The organism is Streptomyces sp. NPDC050732 (assembly GCF_040654255.1).
GTDB lineage: Bacteria > Actinomycetota > Actinomycetes > Streptomycetales > Streptomycetaceae > Streptomyces.
Genome location: NZ_JBFAHP010000007.1, coordinates 113,819 through 134,635 on the forward strand (window position 1 = coordinate 113,819; position 20,817 = coordinate 134,635).

16 protein-coding genes and 1 tRNA gene are annotated in these 20,817 nt (G+C 69.7%); 14 read left to right on the forward strand and 3 right to left on the reverse strand.

Annotated elements, in window-relative coordinates; all coding sequences use genetic code 11:
- Positions 1-111: 111 nt before the first annotated feature.
- The 3 genes from AB0H82_RS08520 to AB0H82_RS08530 form a co-directional block, all read right to left on the reverse strand.
- Positions 112-2,646: a TIR domain-containing protein gene (locus AB0H82_RS08520; RefSeq protein WP_362990222.1), complete on the reverse strand. Its 2,535-nt coding sequence runs from the start codon at positions 2,644-2,646 to the stop codon at positions 112-114.
- Positions 2,643-3,233: a hypothetical protein gene (locus AB0H82_RS08525; protein WP_362990224.1), complete on the reverse strand. Its 591-nt coding sequence runs from the start codon at positions 3,231-3,233 to the stop codon at positions 2,643-2,645. The genes AB0H82_RS08520 and AB0H82_RS08525 overlap by 4 nt, the downstream gene beginning before the upstream one ends.
- Before the next feature lie 587 nt (positions 3,234-3,820).
- Positions 3,821-3,892, reverse strand: a tRNA-Arg gene (locus tag AB0H82_RS08530).
- 201 nt (positions 3,893-4,093) lie between these two features.
- On the opposite strand from AB0H82_RS08530, the gene AB0H82_RS08535 reads away from it, so the two are divergent.
- The 14 genes from AB0H82_RS08535 (at position 4,094) to glyA (ending at position 20,738) form a co-directional block, all read left to right on the forward strand.
- Positions 4,094-4,642 carry a response regulator gene (locus AB0H82_RS08535; RefSeq protein ID WP_362990226.1) on the forward strand — a complete coding sequence of 183 codons (549 nt, stop codon included), beginning with the start codon at positions 4,094-4,096 and terminating at the stop codon, positions 4,640-4,642.
- A 468-nt stretch (positions 4,643-5,110) separates the two neighbouring features.
- Positions 5,111-6,610, forward strand: coding sequence for an ArgS-related anticodon-binding protein NrtL (nrtL, locus tag AB0H82_RS08540; protein WP_362990228.1), 1,500 nt, complete (start codon positions 5,111-5,113; stop codon positions 6,608-6,610).
- A gap of 26 nt (positions 6,611-6,636) precedes the next feature.
- A complete protein-coding gene (lysA, locus tag AB0H82_RS08545; protein WP_362990230.1) occupies positions 6,637-8,028 on the forward strand; it encodes a diaminopimelate decarboxylase in 1,392 nt (463 codons plus the stop codon).
- Between the two features lie 128 nt (positions 8,029-8,156).
- Positions 8,157-9,449 (forward strand): homoserine dehydrogenase, encoded by a 1,293-nt coding sequence (locus AB0H82_RS08550; RefSeq protein ID WP_362990232.1) that lies wholly within the window; start codon positions 8,157-8,159, stop codon positions 9,447-9,449.
- 6 nt (positions 9,450-9,455) lie between these two features.
- Positions 9,456-10,514 (forward strand): threonine synthase, encoded by a 1,059-nt coding sequence (gene thrC / locus AB0H82_RS08555; protein WP_362990234.1) that lies wholly within the window; start codon positions 9,456-9,458, stop codon positions 10,512-10,514.
- A 243-nt stretch (positions 10,515-10,757) separates the two neighbouring features.
- Positions 10,758-11,675, forward strand: a complete 918-nt coding sequence (gene thrB / locus AB0H82_RS08560; protein WP_362990236.1) for a homoserine kinase — start codon at positions 10,758-10,760, stop codon at positions 11,673-11,675.
- A gap of 393 nt (positions 11,676-12,068) precedes the next feature.
- A complete protein-coding gene (gene rho / locus AB0H82_RS08565; RefSeq protein WP_362990238.1) occupies positions 12,069-14,129 on the forward strand; it encodes a transcription termination factor Rho in 2,061 nt (686 codons plus the stop codon).
- A 320-nt stretch (positions 14,130-14,449) separates the two neighbouring features.
- Entirely contained in the window at positions 14,450-15,565 is a 1,116-nt protein-coding gene (locus tag AB0H82_RS08570; protein WP_362990240.1) for an LCP family protein, read from the forward strand.
- A gap of 172 nt (positions 15,566-15,737) precedes the next feature.
- Entirely contained in the window at positions 15,738-15,959 is a 222-nt protein-coding gene (gene rpmE / locus AB0H82_RS08575; protein WP_098244794.1) for a 50S ribosomal protein L31, read from the forward strand.
- Positions 15,960-16,087: 128 nt separating this feature from the next.
- Positions 16,088-17,164: a peptide chain release factor 1 gene (gene prfA, locus AB0H82_RS08580; protein ID WP_362990242.1), complete on the forward strand. Its 1,077-nt coding sequence runs from the start codon at positions 16,088-16,090 to the stop codon at positions 17,162-17,164.
- A gap of 44 nt (positions 17,165-17,208) precedes the next feature.
- Complete coding sequence (gene prmC / locus AB0H82_RS08585) at positions 17,209-18,054, forward strand: peptide chain release factor N(5)-glutamine methyltransferase (RefSeq protein WP_362990244.1); 846 nt, start codon at positions 17,209-17,211, stop codon at positions 18,052-18,054.
- A gap of 46 nt (positions 18,055-18,100) precedes the next feature.
- Complete coding sequence (locus AB0H82_RS08590) at positions 18,101-18,748, forward strand: L-threonylcarbamoyladenylate synthase (protein WP_362990246.1); 648 nt, start codon at positions 18,101-18,103, stop codon at positions 18,746-18,748.
- Positions 18,745-19,398 (forward strand): protein-tyrosine-phosphatase, encoded by a 654-nt coding sequence (locus tag AB0H82_RS08595; RefSeq protein WP_362990248.1) that lies wholly within the window; start codon positions 18,745-18,747, stop codon positions 19,396-19,398. The genes AB0H82_RS08590 and AB0H82_RS08595 overlap by 4 nt, the downstream gene beginning before the upstream one ends.
- A 50-nt stretch (positions 19,399-19,448) precedes the next feature.
- Positions 19,449-20,738, forward strand: coding sequence for a serine hydroxymethyltransferase (gene glyA / locus AB0H82_RS08600; protein WP_362990250.1), 1,290 nt, complete (start codon positions 19,449-19,451; stop codon positions 20,736-20,738).
- Positions 20,739-20,817: the final 79 nt, after the last annotated feature.

Genomic DNA, 20,817 nt, shown 5'->3' on the forward strand with positions numbered 1-20,817 from the left:
ACGACGAGGACCGTGGACCCGCCACGGTCGGGTGCCGCTGTGCGCGACAACACGCCTTACCGCCTATCGGGACGAGGTAATGCTGGCACTGGAACGGAGTCAGTGAACCCGTCAGCCCAGGTCGCCCCGCGCATCCAGGTCGAAGTCCTCCTCACGGCCGGCGAGTCGGTCCTCGCACCGCTTCAGCTCCGCCCTGAGATCGGCACGCCGCTGCGGCGCGAGCGCGGTCCGGTCGAGCATTCCCCGCAGGGCGTCCCGACGGATGAGGAGGTGGACGGGGCGCTCGGGGCTGATGAACCGCTCCGTGTATGCGTACGCGGTCTGGTAGTCCTGCTGCGCAATGCTCAGCCGGGCTCTGAGGCCGGTCCGAATGTCACGGCGCTGCTTGCTGAACTTGCGGTCAAGTTGGTCCAAGGCTGCGCTTGCCTCGCCGATGCGTGAGGTGCGCAGCGCACAGAGCACGTAGTTGGCCAGCACCTCGAAGCGTGTGTTATCGGACTTTTCCACTGCCTTCTGGGCGAACTCGTACGCGGTTCCCATGTTGCCGAAGAGATACTCCACACGTGACGCGCGGTGGCTGACCATCTCGGCGCGATCGATGTCCGCCAGACGCACGAGCAGCGAGAGTGCTGTGTCCCGGTCGCCCAACTTGCAGGCGATCTGGATCTTCAGGTCCACGACGTAGCGGTTGTCGGGCTGCTTCTCCTCCGCTCGCGAGATGTGCTCGTCTGCCCAGAGCAGATCGCCCAGACGAAGACAGCAGTCCGCCATCTCGCGGTGGATCGCCATGCCACCGCGTCCACTGTCGAGCGCCTTCTGATAGTGGTTCAGGGCCTCTCGGTGCTCGCCCCTGTGCCTCTCCAAAAAGCCCATAAGGAAGAACGCGTCGCGCACCTGACCACGCTTCTTGAGCTCTGCAATGTGGTCGCCCGCCTCCGCGAACTCGCCGAGCTTCACATGGGCGCGAATGAGCGTCGTCCGGGCCTGGTGGATGCTGGGATCGGTGTCGAGCGCGTCGGTCGCCATGTCGACAGCACGCTGGTACTCCTGCTCGTGGTAGTACTGCTCGGCCAACTTCACTCGGTCGGTGAGCAAGGCGTACGCCCGGGAAGTGGACTGCCGCCCGGCTTTGTCCATGGCGCGGAACAGGGTGCGTTGCAGGGCCAAGTAGTCGGTTCCATCCTCGGACCGGGCCAGGAACTCGTCGAGTTTGCTCGCGACCGCCCCGTACTCGCCCTTGCTGCAGGCGCCGAACTCGCGGCGGATCGCGTCCACGGCGGGCCCGGACACCTCGTACCAACCGCCAGCGGTCGGGACGATCAGAGAGACGTTGATGAGATGGATCAGGGCCTTCTCAATACCGTCGTCTGAGGTGCTCGTCGTCTCCTGCAGGACGGACAGCGGAAGCGGGCTGTTCGCCGCCATGACGCGGAGGATCTTGCGCTCCAGGTTGCTGAATTTGTTCTGTTTGAGATAGGTGGTGAGCGGTGACGCGCCGAAATCTGAGAGCATCCGGCCGCGGATCCCGAGGTCGGGCCCGTAGGCCGTGATCAGTTCGAGCGCGAACGTGACCGAGGGCGGATAACCGCGGACCGCTAGGGTGATTTCCTTGACGGTCGCGGGGGTCAAGGTGATTTGACGGGCCTTTGCCGTGAGGCCGACGAGACGGCTGATGTCCGCATCTTCTAGGGGCCGGAGATGGACCACGCCGAGCGGGCGCATTCCTCGCGCGATGAAGTGATCCGGCGAGGGCCTCCTATTCGTGAGCAGCGCGGTGACGATGTCCGGGTGCTGGCTCAGCGACTCGATCAGGTCGAGGATGTACGGCGCGATGTCACCGTCGTTGTCCAGGAGCCCACCCTCATCATGGAGCACGGGCATCTGGTGGTACTGGCAGATCTCCTGGAACTTGGCCAGCGCACGTGCAAGGGCTTGCGCGTCGCTGAGCGCCGTGATCTCTCTTGTCCGCTGCAGGGACTCTTCGGGGGTCTCTGAAGGGTCGACCAGCGCGGAGAGCTTCGCCGCGAGGGCCTGCACGGTGTCGCCGGGTTCCACGTCGATGACCAGAAGGGTCTCCAGGTCCAGCGACTCGCGGACCATCTTGGTCAAGGTGGCGCGACGACCTATGCGGGGAAGCCCTGTGACGCAGGCGACCTGGCTCTCCGCTCCTGGTTCCGGCGCGGAGTACACGTCCTGAAGTGCGGCAATCTCGGCTGCCCGGCCGACGAAGCGAGGGCTCTGGCCCTGACGCACTAGATCGTCGATGAGGGTTCTGATCTTGCGTGCGGCAGGCTTCGCCGCGATCGTTGTGATGTGCTTGGTGCGGTTCAGCCACTCTGGCAGATCCTCGGGCGCGATGTCCGGGTCCAGGCGGACCACCAAGACGTTTTTGATCCTCCCCATCGCTGCCTGGAAGCGTGCTTCACGGATTTCGTGTCCCACCCAGGGGGAGGCCAAAGCGGCCTTGCTGAGGAAGAAGACGAAAGCTGCTGATTCCTTGAGGGCCTCGTCGATGGAGTCAAGGATGTCGCCACCAGCGTGGAACGACCGGCAGTCGATCGTGGCAAAGGCCCGGCCGACCTCGGACGCCACTTCTTGTACGAAGGCGGCGTTCTGGGTTGAGTAGGAGAAGAACGCCTTGATCATGGAACGGCCGGTCCTCTCGGGGCGGGCGGCTGGGACGAGACAGACGCTCGCGGAGCCTGGGCGGGAACGACCTCCGAGGTTCCGATCAGATCCGCGGCCCCTGCCACATTACTCAGCACCTGGGCCAGTTCCAGGAGGACCAGACGCAGCGAGTCGAGATCCGCTCGGAGAGCGCCGATCTCGTGCCAGGTGTTCTCGTGCTCGAAGGCAGAACGGCCAGCCGGCGCGGAGCTCTCCCAGGCCGTGAGCCGCGGATGCCACTTGCTGAGGACGGGCCGCACCGCCCTGTTGAGCACGGTCACGGCGAGGATTCCGAACGACACCTCGTTACGCGCCCCAGGTGGCGCTACGTCGGGGCCGTACCGTTTGAGGATGTCGCGGACCGTTGCGAAGAGGACGTACATGGAGGTCAACGCCTCACGCGCCGAACCTTCGTCCTCACGCAACGGGGCGACGGAAACCCGCGTCACCAGCTCCACATAGAGCTCCCAGGCAGCCCTCTGCTCGGCGTCTTCGGGCTCCCACTCACCACCAATCTCCCCCAGGAACGGAATGGTGATCTTGACGTTCAGCCGCTTTGGCCGCATGCGCCCCCTTGTACCTGTCAACCCGTCAGATGGTAGATCAGTCACGAGGCACTGAGAGGCCGGAGTCCAAAGAGGGTTAGGGACTGCTTCCTTGAGTGCTGACCGTGGCACTGATGAGGCAAGGCGGTAGAGCGTGTGATTTCAACGCGTCACTTCAGACCGTCACCGGGACCTGGAACCTTCGATGCAGGCACGACGATAGGTCACTTGTGGGGCACATCTTTGGGAACCAGTGACGATCAAGGTGACGTGCTTACCTCGTCAGTCCTCGCGATACTGGGTCGTGACCCATCGCGGCGCGCTCCCATCTTGATGATCGCGACCATGGCCCTGTTCTTGGCGGCCGCGGCGTTCGCGTTGCCGATCAAACCACCTTGGTCGGTGCGCGTGCCTGAGTGGCGAGTGCGTTGGAAGAGCGCCGAACCGCTGTCCGCTCATACCTGTGTAGATGCTTCAAGATCCCGTCCACGCCTCGTCCGCAGACCTCGACATAGAGCCGCTTCGGGCCGCATATGCCTGCACATACGCGAAGACCCCGACTTCAGCATTACCGCTGATGACGGGGTCTTTGGGCGCCTATTACAAGGTGCCCCCGGCAGGATTCGAACCTGCGCACACGGCTCCGGAGGCCGTTGCTCTATCCCCTGAGCTACGGGGGCGTATCGTCGCGGGTTGTGCGGCGACGGGTAGAACCCTACCAGCTCTTCGGGGCTCCCTATGAACAGGTATTTCGGGGCTCGCGCGGGGGCGTGGTGGGTGCTTGTCCTCGGCGGGGGGTGGGGGCGGCGCCGGCTTGTGCGTGGGCGGTGGAAGTGGGGAAAACCGGGACGCGGTGGCGGGCGCGGACCTACTCTCAAGTTGTGCCAGGCGTGCCCGGCCGTGTGCTTGTTGTGGACGACAACAAGGTCATCCGGCAGCTGATCAGGGTCAACCTCGAGCTGGAGGGCTTCGAGGTCGTGACCGCGGCCGATGGTGTCGAATGCCTGGACATCGTGCAGCAGGTCCAGCCCGATGTGATCACCCTCGATGTCGTGATGCCCCGGCTCGACGGACTGCGGACCGCCGCCCGGCTCCGTGCCGACGCGCGTACGCGTGATGTGCCCATCGTCGTCATCAGTGCCTGCACGCAGTACGAGGTCGAGAGCGGCCTGGAGGTCGGCGTCGACGCCTTCCTCGCCAAGCCCTTCGAGCCGAACGAACTGGTCGGCATCGTCCGGCAGTTGATGTTCGGGGAGGGGGATGGGGAGGAGGGGAGCGGTGAGGGTGGGCGCGCGGATCCGTGTGAGCGTGACCGTGGGGCTCTGGAAGCGGCCGAGTGCCGGGCCAGTGGGTGTGGTGCCGGGGGTGGAGGCGTCGTAGGTGGCGCCACCATCGGCGAAGCGGAGCGCGCTGCGCAGTCCGGAGGCTGACCCCGACTCAGCGCAGCCCAGCCCAGCCCAGCCCAGCGGTTCCGCCTCCTCCGCCTCGGCAAGCCTCTCTCGGCCCGGCAGTCACTGCCCTCCCGGGGTCCGGGCTAGTCGCAGCCTCTCGGCCCCGGGTAAACCCCAGCCTCTCGGCCCGGCAGTCACTGCCCTCCCGTGGTCCGGGCTGGTCGCAGCCTCTGGGCGTCGGGCAAGCCCCAGCCTCTCAGCCCGGCAAGCCGCTGTCCTCCCGGGCCCTGGCTTGCCCCAGCCCCGGCTCCGGGCAGCCGCTCCTTCGGGCCTCGGGGCAAGCCGCTGCTCCCGGTAAGCCGCTGTTGCCCCGGCCCCCGGGGCAAGCCACAGCCACAGCCCCCGCCCCGCGGCGAGCCCCGCCTCCCCCCGCCCCCCGTCCACATCCCGGACCATCCGGGAAACCGAGTCGCCTCCCCACCCCCCTCCTCCCATACGCTTGGTCCCGTGACCCCCGTCGAGCTTTCCCGCACCGTCCTGCGCGCCATGCGCCAGGCCGTCGATGCCGGTGAGCTCAGCGTGGACATGGACATGGACATGGATGGGGATGGGGATCTGGGCCTGGGCCGGGAGCTGGACGCGTCCGTAGAGGCGGGGCGCCTGCCCGTGCGTGTGGAGCGGCCCCGGCCCGGCGGTTCCGGCGACTACGCCACCAATGTCGCCCTCCAGATCGCCCGCGCCGCCGGGCGCACCCCGCGACACGTGGCCGAGGTGCTCGCCCCGCGGCTCGCCGCCGAGCCCGGCATCGCCGGCGTCGACATCAGCGGGCCCGGGTTCCTCAACATCACCCTCGCGGGCGCGCGCGACGAAGCCCTCGTACGCGAAATCCTGGAGCGCGGCCCCTGCTACGGGCACGTTCACCCCGACACCGGCGCCGTCGCCCAGATCCACGTGCCCCGTGAGATCCGCGCCGTCGTCGTCGCCGACAGCGTCCGCCGCATCCTGCGCTCCCAGGGCGTCCTCGTCCGCGTCACCTGTGACGACGCGCCCGACCCCGCCTGGGTGGATGTCCTCGGCGTGCGCGTCGACGCCCACGGACGGCCGCCCCAGCCCCTCCCCACCCTGCGCCCCGTTCCCGCAACCGCACCGGTCCACGCAACCGCGACAAGCCCCGAAGGTTCCGGCCCCCTCCGCCTCGGCCGCGACGCCGCCCGTTGGGCGCTGCTCCACCCCGCCGCCCACGACCGCCCCCGCATCACCCCCGAGCAGGGCGGCGACCAGCACCTCGTGCAGCGCGAGAGCAACCCTCTCTTCCGCGTCCGGTACGCCCACGCCCGCTCCCGCGCCCTCACCCGCAACGCCGCCGACCTGGGCTTCACCGCCGCTCCCGGCAACATCGCCGCTCCCGGCAGCACGGCCGCTCCCGGCAACACCGCCGCGCTCGGCGATACCGCCGAGCCCCGCAGCAGCGCCGTCCCCCGAGAGCCGGCTACCCCCCATGACGCCGCCGCCCCGAGCGACACCGCCGCGCCCCGCGACACCGCCGCCCCAGGCGACATCACTGCCTCCCGCAACACCGCCGCCCCCGGCGACATCACTGCCCCCTGCACCACCGCCGCCCCCGGCAGCACCACCACCCCCCACCCCGCCACCCCCCACCCCGCCACCCCCCTCCTCGACGCCCTCGCCGCCTACCCCACGGTCCTCGCCTCCGCCGCGCGCCACCGCGCCCCGGACCGTCTCGCCCGGCACCTCGTCGTCACCGCCGACGCCTTCCTCTCCTTCCAGTGCGCCCCACAAGGGCCTACGTCGCAGAGCGCCAACGCCCCGGAAGGGCCCACGCGAGGCGCCGCCCGGGGGCAGGCGGCAGGGCAGGCGGTCCTCCCCGTGGGGGACGAGAAACCCTCGGCCGCCCACCGCGCCCGGCTCGCGCTCGCCGAAGCCGCCGGGACGGTGCTTGCCGGTGGCCTGTCCCTGCTCGGTATCAGCGCACCCGACCACCTGTGACATGTGAAAGACGAGACGACACCGCCATGAGCCGTTCCGCACACCCCGCCGGTCCCCGTCACGCCGACGTACTCCCCGAGGGCCACTACAGCGCTCCGCCCGCCGACCTGAACGCCCTCGATCCCAAGGTCTGGTCCCGCACCGTCACCCGTACGCCCGAGGGCGTCGTCAGTACGGGCGGCATCGAGGTGACGCGGCTCGCCGAGGAGTTCGGCACGCCCGCGTACTTCATCGACGAGGCCGACTTCCGTGCCCGCTGCCAGGCCTGGCGGGACGCCTTCGGCAGTGACGCCGATGTGTTCTACGCAGGCAAGGCGTTCCTTTCGCGGGCCGTCGTGCGGTGGCTGCACGAGGAGGGGCTGAACCTCGACGTGTGCAGCGGTGGCGAGCTCAGCACCGCCCTCGCCGCCGGCATGCCCGCCGAGCGCATCGCCTTCCACGGGAACAACAAGACTCCGGAGGAGATCGAGCGGGCGATCGACGCCGGCGTCGGACGCATCGTGCTCGACTCCTTCCAGGAGATCGTGCGCGTCGCGCACATCGCGGAGCGGCTCGGCAAGCGGCAGCGTGTGCAGATCCGGGTGACGGTGGGCGTCGAGGCGCACACCCACGAGTTCATCGCCACCGCGCACGAGGACCAGAAGTTCGGCATCGCGCTCGCGGGCGGCCAGGCCGCCGAGGCGGTGCGGCGGGCTCTCAAGCTGGACGGGCTGGAGCTCATCGGCATCCACTCCCACATCGGGTCGCAGATCTTCGACATGGCCGGCTTCGAGGTGTCCGCGCGGCGCGTCGTGCAGCTGCTCGCCGAGGTGCGGGACGAGCACGGTGTGGAGCTGCCCGAGATCGACCTCGGGGGCGGGCTCGGCATCGCGTACACCTCGGATGACGACCCCCGCGAGCCGCACGAGATCGCCGAGGCGCTGCGCGAGATCGTCACGCGAGAGTGTGCGGCCGCGAAGCTCAGCACCCCCCGCATCTCCGTCGAGCCCGGCCGCGCCATCGTCGGCCCGACCGCCTTCACGCTCTACGAGGTCGGCACCATCAAGCCCCTCGAAGGGCTGCGTACGTACGTGTCCGTGGACGGCGGCATGTCCGACAACATCCGTACCGCGCTGTACGACGCCGAGTACACCGTCGCCCTCGTCTCCCGCTCCTCCGACGCCGAGCCCGTCCTTGTGCGCGTCGTCGGCAAGCACTGCGAGAGTGGGGACATCGTCGTGCGGGATGCTTTCCTTCCGGCGGATCTCGCGCCCGGTGACCTGATCGCCGTGCCGGCGACCGGTGCGTACTGCCGCTCGATGGCGAGCAACTACAACCACGCTCTCCGGCCGCCCGTCGTCGCCGTCAGGGACGGCGAGGCGCGGGTGATCGTGCGGCGCGAGACGGAGGAGGATCTCCTGCGTCTCGACGTCGGCTGACGAACTCGGCCGACGCACTCGGCTGACGAAAACATGAAATAGATGTCTCAGGATCCGGACAATGGACAGAAAGTCTGTTCCGGTGGGTGAGACTGGTTCCACCGTAGATGTATGAGAAGTGAGGTCGGATGATGCGTACGCGTCCGCTGAAGGTGGCGCTGCTGGGCTGTGGAGTTGTCGGCTCAGAGGTGGCGCGCATCATGACGACGCACGCCGACGACCTCACAGCCAGGATCGGCGCCCCGGTGGAGCTCGCCGGGGTCGCCGTCCGCCGGCCCTCCAAGGTGCGTGAGGGAATCGACCCGGAGCTCATCACCACCGACGCGACCGCGCTGGTCAAGCGGGGTGACATCGATGTGATCGTCGAGGTGATCGGGGGGATCGAGCCTGCTCGGACCCTCATCACCACCGCCTTCGAGCACGGTGCCTCGGTCGTCTCCGCGAACAAGGCGCTCATCGCGCAGGACGGCGCCGCGCTGCACGAGGCCGCCGTGGTGCACGGGCGGGACCTGTACTACGAGGCCGCCGTCGCCGGTGCCATTCCGCTCATCCGGCCGCTGCGCGAATCCATGGCGGGGGACAAGGTCAACCGCGTCCTCGGCATCGTGAACGGCACCACCAACTTCATTCTCGATGCCATGGACACCACCGGTGCCGGGTATCAGGAAGCCCTCGACGAGGCCACCGCCCTCGGGTATGCCGAAGCCGATCCGACCGCCGACGTCGAAGGCTTCGACGCGGCCGCCAAGGCCGCCATCCTCGCCGGGATCGCGTTCCACACGCGCGTGCGCCTCGACGACGTGTACCGCGAGGGCATGACCGAGGTGACCGCCGCCGACTTCGCTTCCGCGAAGCGCATGGGATGCACCATCAAACTCCTCGCCATTTGCGAACGGGCGGCCGACGGTGAGTCCGTCACCGCGCGCGTGCATCCCGCGATGATTCCGCTCAGCCACCCGCTGGCATCGGTCCGCGGTGCCTACAACGCCGTCTTCGTCGAGGCCGAGGCCGCCGGGCAGCTCATGTTCTACGGGCCCGGCGCGGGCGGCTCGCCCACCGCGTCCGCCGTCCTCGGCGACCTCGTCGCCGTCTGCCGCAACAAGCTCGCCGAGGCCACCGGGCCCGGCGACTCCGCGTACACGCGGCTGCCCGTGAGCTCCATGGGCGAGGTCGTCACGCGCTACCACATCAGCCTCGACGTGGCCGACAAGCCGGGCGTCCTCGCCCAGGTCGCGACGGTCTTCGCCGAACACGGCGTATCGATCGATACGGTCCGTCAGACGGGCAAGGACGGCGAGGCCTCCCTCGTCGTCGTCACCCACCGCGCGCCCGACGCCGCCCTCACCGGCACCGTCGACGCGCTGCGCAAACTCGACACCGTGCGTGGTGTCGCCAGCATCATGCGGGTTGAAGGGGAGTAAGCAGCAATGACCCACCAGTGGCGCGGAATCATCGAGGAGTACCGGGACCGTCTTCCGGTCTCCGGCACCACGCCGGTCGTGACGCTCGGCGAGGGCGGCACGCCGCTCGTGCCCGCACAGGTGCTCTCCGAGCGCACGGGCTGCGAGGTCCACCTCAAGGTCGAGGGTGCCAACCCCACCGGGTCCTTCAAGGACCGCGGCATGACCATGGCGATCACCAAGGCCAAGGAGGAGGGCGCGCAGGCCGTCATCTGCGCCTCCACCGGCAACACGTCGGCGTCCGCCGCCGCCTACGCCGTACGCGCGGGCATGGTCTGCGCGGTCCTCGTGCCGCAGGGCAAGATCGCGCTCGGCAAGATGGGCCAGGCGCTCGTCTACGGCTCGAAGATCCTCCAGGTCGACGGCAACTTCGACGACTGCCTGAACCTCGCGCGCGGCCTCTCCGAGAACTACCCGGTGGCGCTGGTCAATTCGGTGAACCCGTTCCGCATCGAGGGCCAGAAGACCGCCTCGTTCGAGATCGTCGACGCCCTCGGCGACGCCCCCGACATCCACGTCCTTCCCGTCGGCAACGCCGGCAACATCACCGCCTACTGGAAGGGCTACAAGGAGTACGCGGCCGACGCGGTGTCGACCCGTACGCCCCGGATGTGGGGCTTCCAGGCCTCCGGCTCCGCGCCCATCGTGCGCGGCGAGGTCGTCAAGGACCCGTCGACGATCGCCACCGCGATTCGCATCGGCAACCCCGCGTCGTGGCAGTACGCGCTCGACGCGCGCGACGAGTCGGACGGCTTCATCGACGAGGTGACGGACCGTGAGATCCTGCGCGCCTACAAGCTGTTGGCGTCCCAGGAGGGTGTCTTCGTGGAGCCCGCGTCGGCCGCATCGGTCGCCGGTCTGCTGAAGGCCGCCGAGCAGGGCAAGGTCGACAAGGGGCAGCGCATCGTCTGCACCGTCACCGGCAACGGCCTCAAGGACCCGGACTGGGCCGTCGCGGGCGCCCCGCAGCCGGTCACCGTCCCGGTCGACGCCGCCGCCGCGGCCGAGCGCCTCGGCCTCGCGTAACCGCAGGCAAAACCCGCGACTCCGTACAGGGGGTGGCACAGGGGGCTTACGACACGCATCGTGCGCCTCCTGTGCGCCCTATGTCGCCACAGAACCTTCCTTCGATAGGCTGTACCGAACCCGCCCCGCCGCATATGCCGCGGTGCCGCCGTTGTTCGCGGCCTTCGGGTGTTCCGTACATGTGGCACGTACTGAAAAATACGGAGCCTCAAAAACACGCAGCTCAAGGAGAGTCATCGAGCGATGGCCGGTCCCGCGTTCCGCGCCGCCGCCGTCCGGGTGCGCACCCCCGCCACCAGCGCCAACCTCGGCCCGGGCTTCGACGCCCTCGGCCTGGCACTGGGGCTGTACGACGACGTCGTCGTCAGGGTGGCCGACTCCGGCCTGAACATCGACATCGCAGGCGAGGGCAGCGACTCCCTCCCGCGCGACGAGTCGCATCTGCTGGTACGTTCCCTGCGCACCGCCTTCGACCTGCTCGGCGGACAGCCGCGCGGCCTTGAGATCGTCTGCGCCAACCGCATCCCGCACGGCCGTGGCCTCGGCTCCTCGTCCGCCGCCATCTGCGCGGGCATCGTCGCCGCCCGCGCCGTGACGATAGGCGGCGAGGCCAGGCTCGACGACGCCGCGCTGCTCGACCTGGCCACCGAGATCGAGGGCCACCCCGACAACGTCGCCGCCTGTCTGCTCGGCGGTTTCACGCTCTCCTGGATGGACGGGGGAGCGGGGCGGGCGATCAGGATGGAACCCGCCGATTCCATCGTTCCGGTGGTTTTCGTCCCCGGAAAACCCGTCCTCACCGAGATGGCGCGCGGCCTGCTCCCGCGCACCGTCCCGCACGTCGACGCGGCCGCCAACGCGGGCCGGGCGGCCCTACTCGTCGAGGCCCTGACCAGGCGCCCCGAGCTGCTGCTGCCCGCCACGGAGGACCGGCTGCACCAGGAGTACCGCGCCCCGGCCATGCCGGAGAGCGCCGCCCTGGTGGAGCGGCTGCGCGCCGACGGCGTGCCCGCGGTGATCTCCGGCGCGGGGCCCACGGTCCTCGCGCTGGTCGAAGACAGTGCGGCCGACAAGGTCGCACGACTGGCGGGGGAGGGCTGGGCGGCCAATCGCCTGGCGCTCGACGCCACGGGTACGAGCGTGCTGCCGCTCGCGCCCTGACGCAGTGAACGAAGGGATTCGGGGTGTCCCGATCCTGAGAGGGGGAATGTTTGTTGGATCCGGTAGTGTTAATCTCAAGTCTGCACCCGACCTCACCATGGCGAGGTGCTTTGTGTCCCCGTCCGGGACAACCATTCTTCCGGGAGCCTCCCAAACTGCTTCGTGCCTTGCACTGAGCGGTCCTGAGCACGCTCCGGAACCGGCGTGACCGAGCCGGGTGACACCGCACATCAGTGGCACCGCACCGGGAATCGCCATCACCAATGAATTCTTCCGCCGCGTTGGCGGACCACCGCCCCGGCACGGTCCACAGAATGCAAGGACCGATCGTCGGACAGCACAACCGGTCGCCGAGCCAGACAGGCCGACGTCCGCTCCAGGGAAGGACCCTTCGTGAGCGACACCACCGATCTGATGGGCGTGACTGCCGACACGCCCGCCACGGACGCCTCCGCGGCGCCTGCCACCGGTGCTTCGGCCGGGTCCCGGCGGCGCCGCGGCACCGGCCTTGAGGGCATGGTGCTGGCGGAACTGCAGCAGGTCGCATCGGGCCTTGGAATCAAGGGCACCGGGCGCATGCGCAAGAGCCAGCTGATCGAGGTCATCAAGGAGGCGCAGGCAGGGGGCGGAGCCCCGGCGAAGAGCGCCGCGGCTTCCGGTGAGACCACCGAGACCAAGCCCAAGCGCCGGGCCACCTCGAAGGCCCGTACGGGCGAGGACACCGCCGAGCCTGCCGCCAAGGCCAAGGCCGACGACGCCAAGGCCGAGAAGGCCGCCGCCCAGCAGCAGATCGACATCCCCGGCCAGCCCGCCGGCGGCCCCGGCCGCACGGCCGAGGCCGAGCGCGGGGGCGACGACCAGCCGGCCGGCGAGCGCCGCCGGCGTCGCGCCACCGCCGACGCGGGCAGCCCGGAGACCGTCACCGCCGAGGCGAAGGCCGAGGCCAAGGGCGACGCGTCCGAGGCCAAGGGCGACAAGGGCGGCGACAGCTCCGGCGAGGGCGCCGAGGGCCGCCGCGACCGCCGTGACCGGCAGGGCCGCGGCCGCGACCGCGACCGCCGCGGCAACAAGGGCGACGACCAGCAGGGCGGCGGCCGTCCGGACCGCCAGGACCGGCAGGACCGTCAGCAGCAGGGCGGCGGCCGGCAGGACCGGCAGGACCGTCAGCGTGACAACGGTCCGCGGGCCGACGAGGACGGGGACGACTTCGAGGGTGGCCGTCGCGGCCGCCGCGGCCGTTACCGGGACCGCCGTGGCCGTCGTGGCCGCGACGAGCAGGGCTTCGGCAACGAGCCGCAGGTCTCCGACGACGACGTCCTGATCCCCGTCGCGGGCATCCTGGACATCCTCGACAACTACGCGTTCATCCGTACGTCGGGGTACCTCCCCGGTCCCAACGACGTGTACGTGTCGCTGGCCCAGGTCCGCAAGAACGGCCTGCGCAAGGGCGACCACGTCACCGGCGCGGTCCGCCAGCCCAAGGACGGCGAGCGCCGCGAGAAGTTCAACGCGCTCGTGCGCCTGGACTCCGTCAACGGCATGGCGCCCGAATCCGGGCGCGGGCGACCGGAGTTCAACAAGCTGACGCCGCTCTACCCGCAGGACCGCCTCCGCCTGGAGACGGACCCCGGCATCCTCACCACCCGCATCATCGACCTCGTCGCGCCCATCGGTAAGGGGCAGCGTGGTCTGATCGTGGCCCCGCCGAAGACCGGCAAGACCATGATCATGCAGGCGATCGCCAACGCGATCACGCACAACAACCCCGAGTGCCACCTGATGGTCGTCCTGGTCGACGAGCGTCCGGAAGAGGTCACCGACATGCAGCGGTCGGTGAAGGGCGAGGTCATCTCCTCGACCTTCGACCGTCCCGCCGAGGACCACACCACGGTCGCCGAGCTCGCCATCGAGCGCGCCAAGCGCCTGGTGGAGCTGGGCCACGACGTCGTCGTGCTGCTCGACTCGATCACCCGTCTGGGCCGTGCGTACAACCTGGCGGCCCCGGCCTCCGGCCGCATCCTGTCCGGTGGTGTCGACTCGACGGCCCTCTACCCGCCGAAGCGCTTCTTCGGTGCCGCGCGCAACATCGAGGACGGCGGCTCGCTGACCATCATGGCCACCGCGCTGGTCGACACCGGCTCGCGCATGGACGAGGTGATCTTCGAGGAGTTCAAGGGCACCGGCAACCTTGAGCTCAAGCTGGACCGCAAGCTCTCCGACAAGCGGATCTTCCCCGCGGTGGACGTCGACTCGTCCAGCACCCGCAAGGAAGAGATCCTGCTCGGCAGCGACGAGCTCGCCATCACCTGGAAGCTGCGCCGTGTGCTGCACGCGCTCGACCAGCAGCAGGCGATCGAGCTGCTGCTCGACAAGATGAAGCAGACGAAGTCGAACGCCGAGTTCCTGCTGCAGATCCAGAAGACGACGCCGACGCCGGGCAACGGCAACGACTAGTCGTCCTCAGCGGTCCCGGAGCCGCCCCGTCACTCCTGTGACGGGGCGGCTCTTCTGTTGCCATGCGTGACCGGAGCGAGACCTTGGCCACACCTCTAAGAGATTCTCACGGTCACCGCGGGTAGCGCCGATCGGGAAGAAAGCGCAGGTGACAGGCCAAAAACGCGGGTATGTCAGCCACTTTGCGTAGCGGTCGGACGCCGGGGTGCACACAGAGTGGCGTGCAACCCTTCTTTCGGCTTTCCCGTCTGACAAGTGACGGAAGGCCACGCCTGGCCCTGAAAGCAGGGGGTAACCGACCGACGAGGACTGAGGAGCGCATGACTGACGAGAGCAGGGCCGCCGACGCGCCTAGGCGCGGCAGCAAGCGCGGTCGTCGTCGCAAGCCGCGCAGTACGCGCAAGAAGGTGCTCGTCGTCACCGCCTGGACCGCCGCGGGTGTGGCTGTCCTCGGAGGCACCGGCCTCGGCTACGTCTACTTCAAGCTCAACGGCAACATCAAGGGCGTCGACATCAACGCCGCGCTCGGCACGGACCGCCCCATGGACGTCGACAACGGCTCCCAGGACATCCTCGTCCTCGGCTCCGACTCGCGCTCCGGCGACAACGCCAAGTACGGCAAGGACGAGGGCGCGGCCCGCTCGGACACCGCGATGATCGTGCACGTCTACAAGGGCCACAAGAAGGCCAGCGTCGTGTCCATACCCCGCGACACCCTCATATCCCGGCCCGAGTGCGCGACGGACGACGGCGGGACGGCCCCCGGCGGGCAGCGGCAGATGTTCAACACGGCGTACGAGGTCGGCGGCCCCGCCTGCGCCGTCAAGACGGTCGAGAAGATGTCCGGCATCCGGATGGACCACTACGTAGAAGTCGATTTCACGGGCTTCAAGAAGCTCATCGACACCCTCGGCGGCGTCGACATCACCACCAAGAAGGACATCAGGGACAAGGACAGTCACCTGAACCTGGACGCCGGCACCCACACGCTCGACGGCGAGCAGGCCCTCGGCCTGGTCCGCACCCGGCACGGCGTCGGCGACGGCAGCGACCTCGGCCGCATCCAGCTCCAGCAGGCCTTCATCAAGGCCCTCCTCGACCAGGTCAAGGACGTCGGCGTCTTCAGCAACCCCAAGAAGCTGTTCGACCTGGCGAACGACGCGACCAGCGCCATCACCACCGACTCCGACCTGAACGACGTCAAGAGCCTCGCGAGCTTCGCGAACGGCCTCAAGGGCATCGGCGCGGGCGACATGAAGATGGTCACCCTGCCCATCCAGTACGACCCGAACGACCCCAACCGCGTCCTTCCCCTGGAGGAGGCCGACCAGCAGGTCTGGGACGCCCTCAGGGCCGACAGGGCCATACCCAAGTCCGCCACCGAGAAGTCGGCCGGCGACAAGGGCGACGTGGGCGACGTGGTGGCCGGTCACTGACCTGGTCGCTGACCCGGTCACTGACCAGGCCGGAAACCCGCCAGGAATAGAACGGCGCCCACCCCGGTTTTGGGAGATACGGCCGGTCCTGGCAGACTGGTACGTCGGCCCCGGTTCACGTACGAGCAATCCGCGCGTACGACCCGGCGCCCTCCCGAAACTAGGAGACACCTTGAAGCGCGACATCCACCCCGAGTACGTCGAGACCCAGGTCAGCTGCACCTGCGGTGCGTCGTTCACCACCCGCAGCACGATCTCCAGCGGCACCGTCCGCGCCGAGGTCTGCTCCGAGTGCCACCCGTTCTACACGGGCAAGCAGAAGATCCTCGACACCGGTGGCCGCGTGGCCCGCTTCGAGGCCCGCTTCGGCAAGGCTGCAGGCGCCAACAAGTAGCGAGCCACTGCGCCGGTCATCGGCCGCCCTCGGGAGGGGGTGGCCGGGACCGGCGCTTTTGCCGTCCCGCAGCCGATTCGCGTAGAACGCTCGCGTAGAACCTTCGCGTAGAAAACCAGGAGCCCCCGATGTTCGAGGCGGTCGAGGAACTGATCGGCGAGCACGCCGACCTTGAGAAGAAGCTCGCCGACCCGGCGGTCCACGCCGACCAGGCCAACGCGCGCAAGCTCAACAAGCGCTACGCCGAGCTGACCCCGATCGTGGCGACGTACCGCTCCTGGAAGCAGACCGGGGACGACATCGAGACCGCGCGCGAGTACGCGGCCGACGACCCCGACTTCGCCGCCGAGGTCAAGGAGCTGGAGCGGGAGCGCGAGGCGCTCACCGAGAAGCTGCGGCTGCTGCTCGTGCCCCGGGACCCGTCCGACGACAAGGACGTCATCCTGGAGATCAAGGCGGGCGCGGGCGGCGACGAGTCGGCCCTCTTCGCCGGTGACCTGCTGCGCATGTACCTGCGGTACGCCGAGCGCGTCGGCTGGAAGACCGAGATCATCGACTCCACCGAGTCCGAGCTCGGCGGCTACAAGGACGTCCAGGTCGCCGTGAAGACCAAGGGCGGCCAGGGCGCCACCGAGCCCGGCCAGGGCGTCTGGGCGCGGCTGAAGTACGAGGGCGGCGTGCACCGCGTGCAGCGCGTGCCCTCCACCGAGTCCCAGGGCCGCATCCACACCTCCGCGGCCGGCGTGCTCGTGACGCCCGAGGCCGAGGAGATCGACGTCGAGATCCACGCGAACGACCTGCGGATCGACGTCTACCGCTCCTCCGGGCCCGGCGGCCAGTCCGTCAACACCACCGACTCCGCGGTGCGCATCACGCACCTGCCCACCGGCGTCGTCGCCTCCTGCCAGAACGAGAAGAGCCAGCTGCAGAACAAGGAGCAGGCGATGCGTATCCTGCGCTCCAGGCTCCTCGCCGCGGCCCAGGAAGAGGCGGAGAGCAAGGCCGCGGACGCCCGCCGCAGCCAGGTCCGCACCGTCGACCGCTCCGAGAAGATCCGGACGTACAACTACCCGGAAAACCGGATCTCGGACCACCGCGTCGGCTTCAAGGCGTACAACTTGGACCAGGTGCTCGACGGAGACCTCGACCCGGTCATCCAGGCCTGCGTCGACGCGGACTCCGCGGCCAAGCTCGCCGCCGCCTGAGGCACCCCTCGTACGACCCGTCCCGACCCGCCCGGAGGACCAGCGTGAACCTGCTGCTCGCGGAAGTGGCCCAGGCCACCCAGCGGCTGGCCGACGCCGGCGTGCCCTCGCCGCGCAACGACGCGGAGGAGCTCGCCGCCTTCGTGCACGGCGTGAAGCGGGGCGAGCTGCACTCCGTCAAGGACTCCGACTTCGACGCCCGCTACTGGGAGACCGTCGCACGGCGCGAGGCCCGCGAGCCGCTGCAGCACATCACGGGGCGGGCCTTCTTCCGCTACCTGGAGCTGCAGGTCGGCCCCGGCGTCTTCGTGCCGCGCCCGGAGACCGAGTCCGTCGTCGGCTGGGCCATAGACGCCGTCCGCGCGATGGACGTCGTCGAGCCGCTTATCGTCGACCTGTGCACCGGCTCCGGCGCCATCGCGCTCGCCATGGCACAGGAGGTGCCGCGCTCCCGCGTGCATGCCGTGGAGCTGTCCGAGGACGCCCTCAAATGGACGCGGAAGAACGTCGAGGGGTCCAGGGTCGACCTCCGCCGCGGAGACGCCAGGGACGCCTTCCCCGAGCTCGACGGACAGGTCGACCTCGTCATCTCCAACCCGCCGTACATCCCGCTCACCGAATGGGAGTACGTCGCCCCGGAAGCCCGCGACTACGACCCCGAACTCGCCCTCTTCTCCGGCGAGGACGGCCTCGACCTGATCCGCGGCATCGAGCGCACCGCCCACCGGCTGCTCCGCCCCGGCGGAGTCGTCGTCATCGAGCACGCGGACACCCAGGGCGGCCAGGTCCCGTGGATCTTCACCGAGGAACGGGGCTGGGCCGACGCGGCCGACCACCCCGACCTCAACAACAGGCCGCGCTTCGCGACCGCCCGCAGGGCGATGCCGTGACGACCCAGATCATCAGTGTCAGCTTTTCAGTGAGGAGTCCGGACTAATGGCACGGCGATACGACACCAACGACGCGACCGACCGTACGACCGGTCTGCGCGAGGCCGCGTCCGCCGTCCGCCGTGGCGAGCTGGTCGTGCTGCCCACCGACACCGTCTACGGCATCGGCGCCGACGCCTTCACCCCGGAGGCGTGCTCCGACCTGCTGGACGCCAAGGGCCGCGGCCGCAACATGCCGACGCCCGTCCTGATCGGCTCGCCGAACACCCTGCACGGCCTGGTGACCGACTTCTCCGAGATGGCCTGGGAGCTCGTCGACGCCTTCTGGCCCGGCGCCCTGACCCTGGTCGCCAAGCAGCAGCCGTCGCTCCAGTGGGACCTCGGCGACACCCGCGGCACGGTCGCCATCCGCATGCCGCTGCACCCCGTCGCCATCGAACTGCTCACCGAGGTCGGCCCCATGGCCGTCTCCTCGGCGAACCTCACCGGACACCCCGCCCCGGAGAACTGCGACGCCGCGCAGGAGATGCTCGGCGACTCCGTCTCCGTGTACCTGGACGGCGGCCCGACCCCCGGCATCGTCCCGTCGTCGATCGTCGACGTCACGGGCAAGGTGCCGGTGCTGCTGCGCGCGGGCGCGCTCACCGCGGACGAGCTGCGCAAGGTGGTACCCGACCTCGAGGTGGCGAATTGACAGCCCCTGAGACGGGGCGTGGCATAGCGGGCTTCCCGGGCTCCGCGGACGCCTTCCGCATCCTCCACGTCAGCACCGGCAACGTGTGCCGCTCACCCATCACCGAGCGGCTGACCAGGCATGCCCTGGCCGACCGCCTCGGCGACCCGCTCACCGGCGGCCTCATCGTGGAGAGCGCGGGCACCTGGGGGCACGAGGGCGCCCCGATGGAGACCAACGCCGAGACGGTCCTCGCCGACTTCGGCGCGGACGCCAGCGGCTTCATGGGGCGCGAGCTCCTCGACGACCACGTCATCCGGGCCGACCTGGTCCTGACCGCCACGCGCGACCACCGGGCGCAGGTCATCTCCATGGGCCACTCGGCGGGCCTGCGCACCTTCACGCTCAAGGAGTTCACCCGGCTCGTGCGGGCCATAGACCCGACGACCCTGCCGGAGCCGGACGGCAACGGCGTGGTGGAACGCGCCCGCGCCCTGGTACGGGCCGCCGCCGCCCTGCGCGGCTGGCTCCTGGCGCCCAACGTGGAGGCCGACGAGGTGTACGACCCGTACGGGGCGCCCCTGCCGTTCTTCCGCTCCGTGGGCGACGAGATCAACCAGGCACTCGACCCGGTGGTGACCGCGCTGACCGGGGTGCCCGCGCACATGTAGCGGCCTACATTGGATCTGAGGTCACCCCCCGCACGGCCCCGGAGCCCACGATGCCGCTCAGCACGGTCAGCACCGCACCCCTCGCGCCCACCGCATCCCTCGCGCCCACCGCTTCCGCCGCGTACACGGACCTTGAGGGCCTGCGGAGGCAGGACCCCGAGCTCGCCGACGTCCTCATCGGCGAGGTCGCCCGGCAGTCCGACGCGCTCCAGCTGATCGCCGCCGAGAACTTCACGTCGCCCGCCGTCCTCACCGCCCTCGGCTCGCCGCTCGCCAACAAGTACGCCGAGGGCTACCCCGGCGCCCGCCACCACGGCGGCTGCGAACTGGTCGACGTCGCCGAGCGGATCGCCGTCGACCGCGCCAAGGCCCTGTTCGGCGCCGAACACGCCAACGTACAGGCGCACTCCGGGTCCTCCGCCGTCCTCGCCGCCTACGCCGCGCTGCTGCGCCCCGGCGACACGGTCCTGGCGCTCGGGCTGCCGTACGGCGGACACCTCACGCACGGCTCGCCCACGAACTTCTCCGGCCGGTGGTTCGACTTCGTCGGCTACGGCGTGGACCCCGAGAGCGGCCTGCTCGACTACGACCAGGTGCACGCCCTCGCCCGCTCGCACCGGCCCAAGGCCATCGTGTGCGGCTCCATCGCCTACCCACGGCACATCGACTACGCGGCCTTCCGCGAGATCGCCGACGACGTGGGCGCCTACCTCATCGCCGACGCCGCGCACCCCATGGGCCTGATCGCCGGGGGAGCGGCGCCCAGCCCGGTGCCGTACGCGGACGTCGTCTGCGCGACCACCCACAAGGTCCTGCGCGGCCCGCGAGGCGGCCTCCTGCTGTGCGGGGCGGACCTCGCCGAACGGATCGACCGGGCCGTCTTCCCGTTCACCCAGGGCGGCGCCCAGATGCACACGATCGCCGCCAAGGCCGTCGCGTTCGGGGAGGCGGCGACACCCGCCTTCACGGCGTACGCCCATCAGGTGGTCGAGCACGCCCGGACCCTCGCGGAGGCACTGGCCGCGGTGGGCTTCGCCATCACCACCGGCGGCACGGACACGCACCTGGTGCTCGCCGACCCCGCACCCCTGGGCGTGGACGCACGGACCGCCCGCGCCAGGCTCGCGGCGGCCGGCATCTTCCTCGACACCTGCGCCCTGCCGCACGGCGAGGCGCGCGGCCTGCGCCTCGGCACCGCGGCCGTCACGACCCAGGGCATGGGCGCCCCGGAGATGGCACGCATCGCGGCCCTGCTGGCCGAAGCGGTGCGCAAGGAGTCGAACGTACGAGAAGAGGTACGCGAACTGGTGGGAGGATTTCCGCCGTACCCGGTCCGGTGAGGGACGGCCGCGTCAGGGGCTCGTGGGACCTCGTGCAACCATCGTCGCTACCCGGAAGTCCCCAACCGTATGCGCGCAA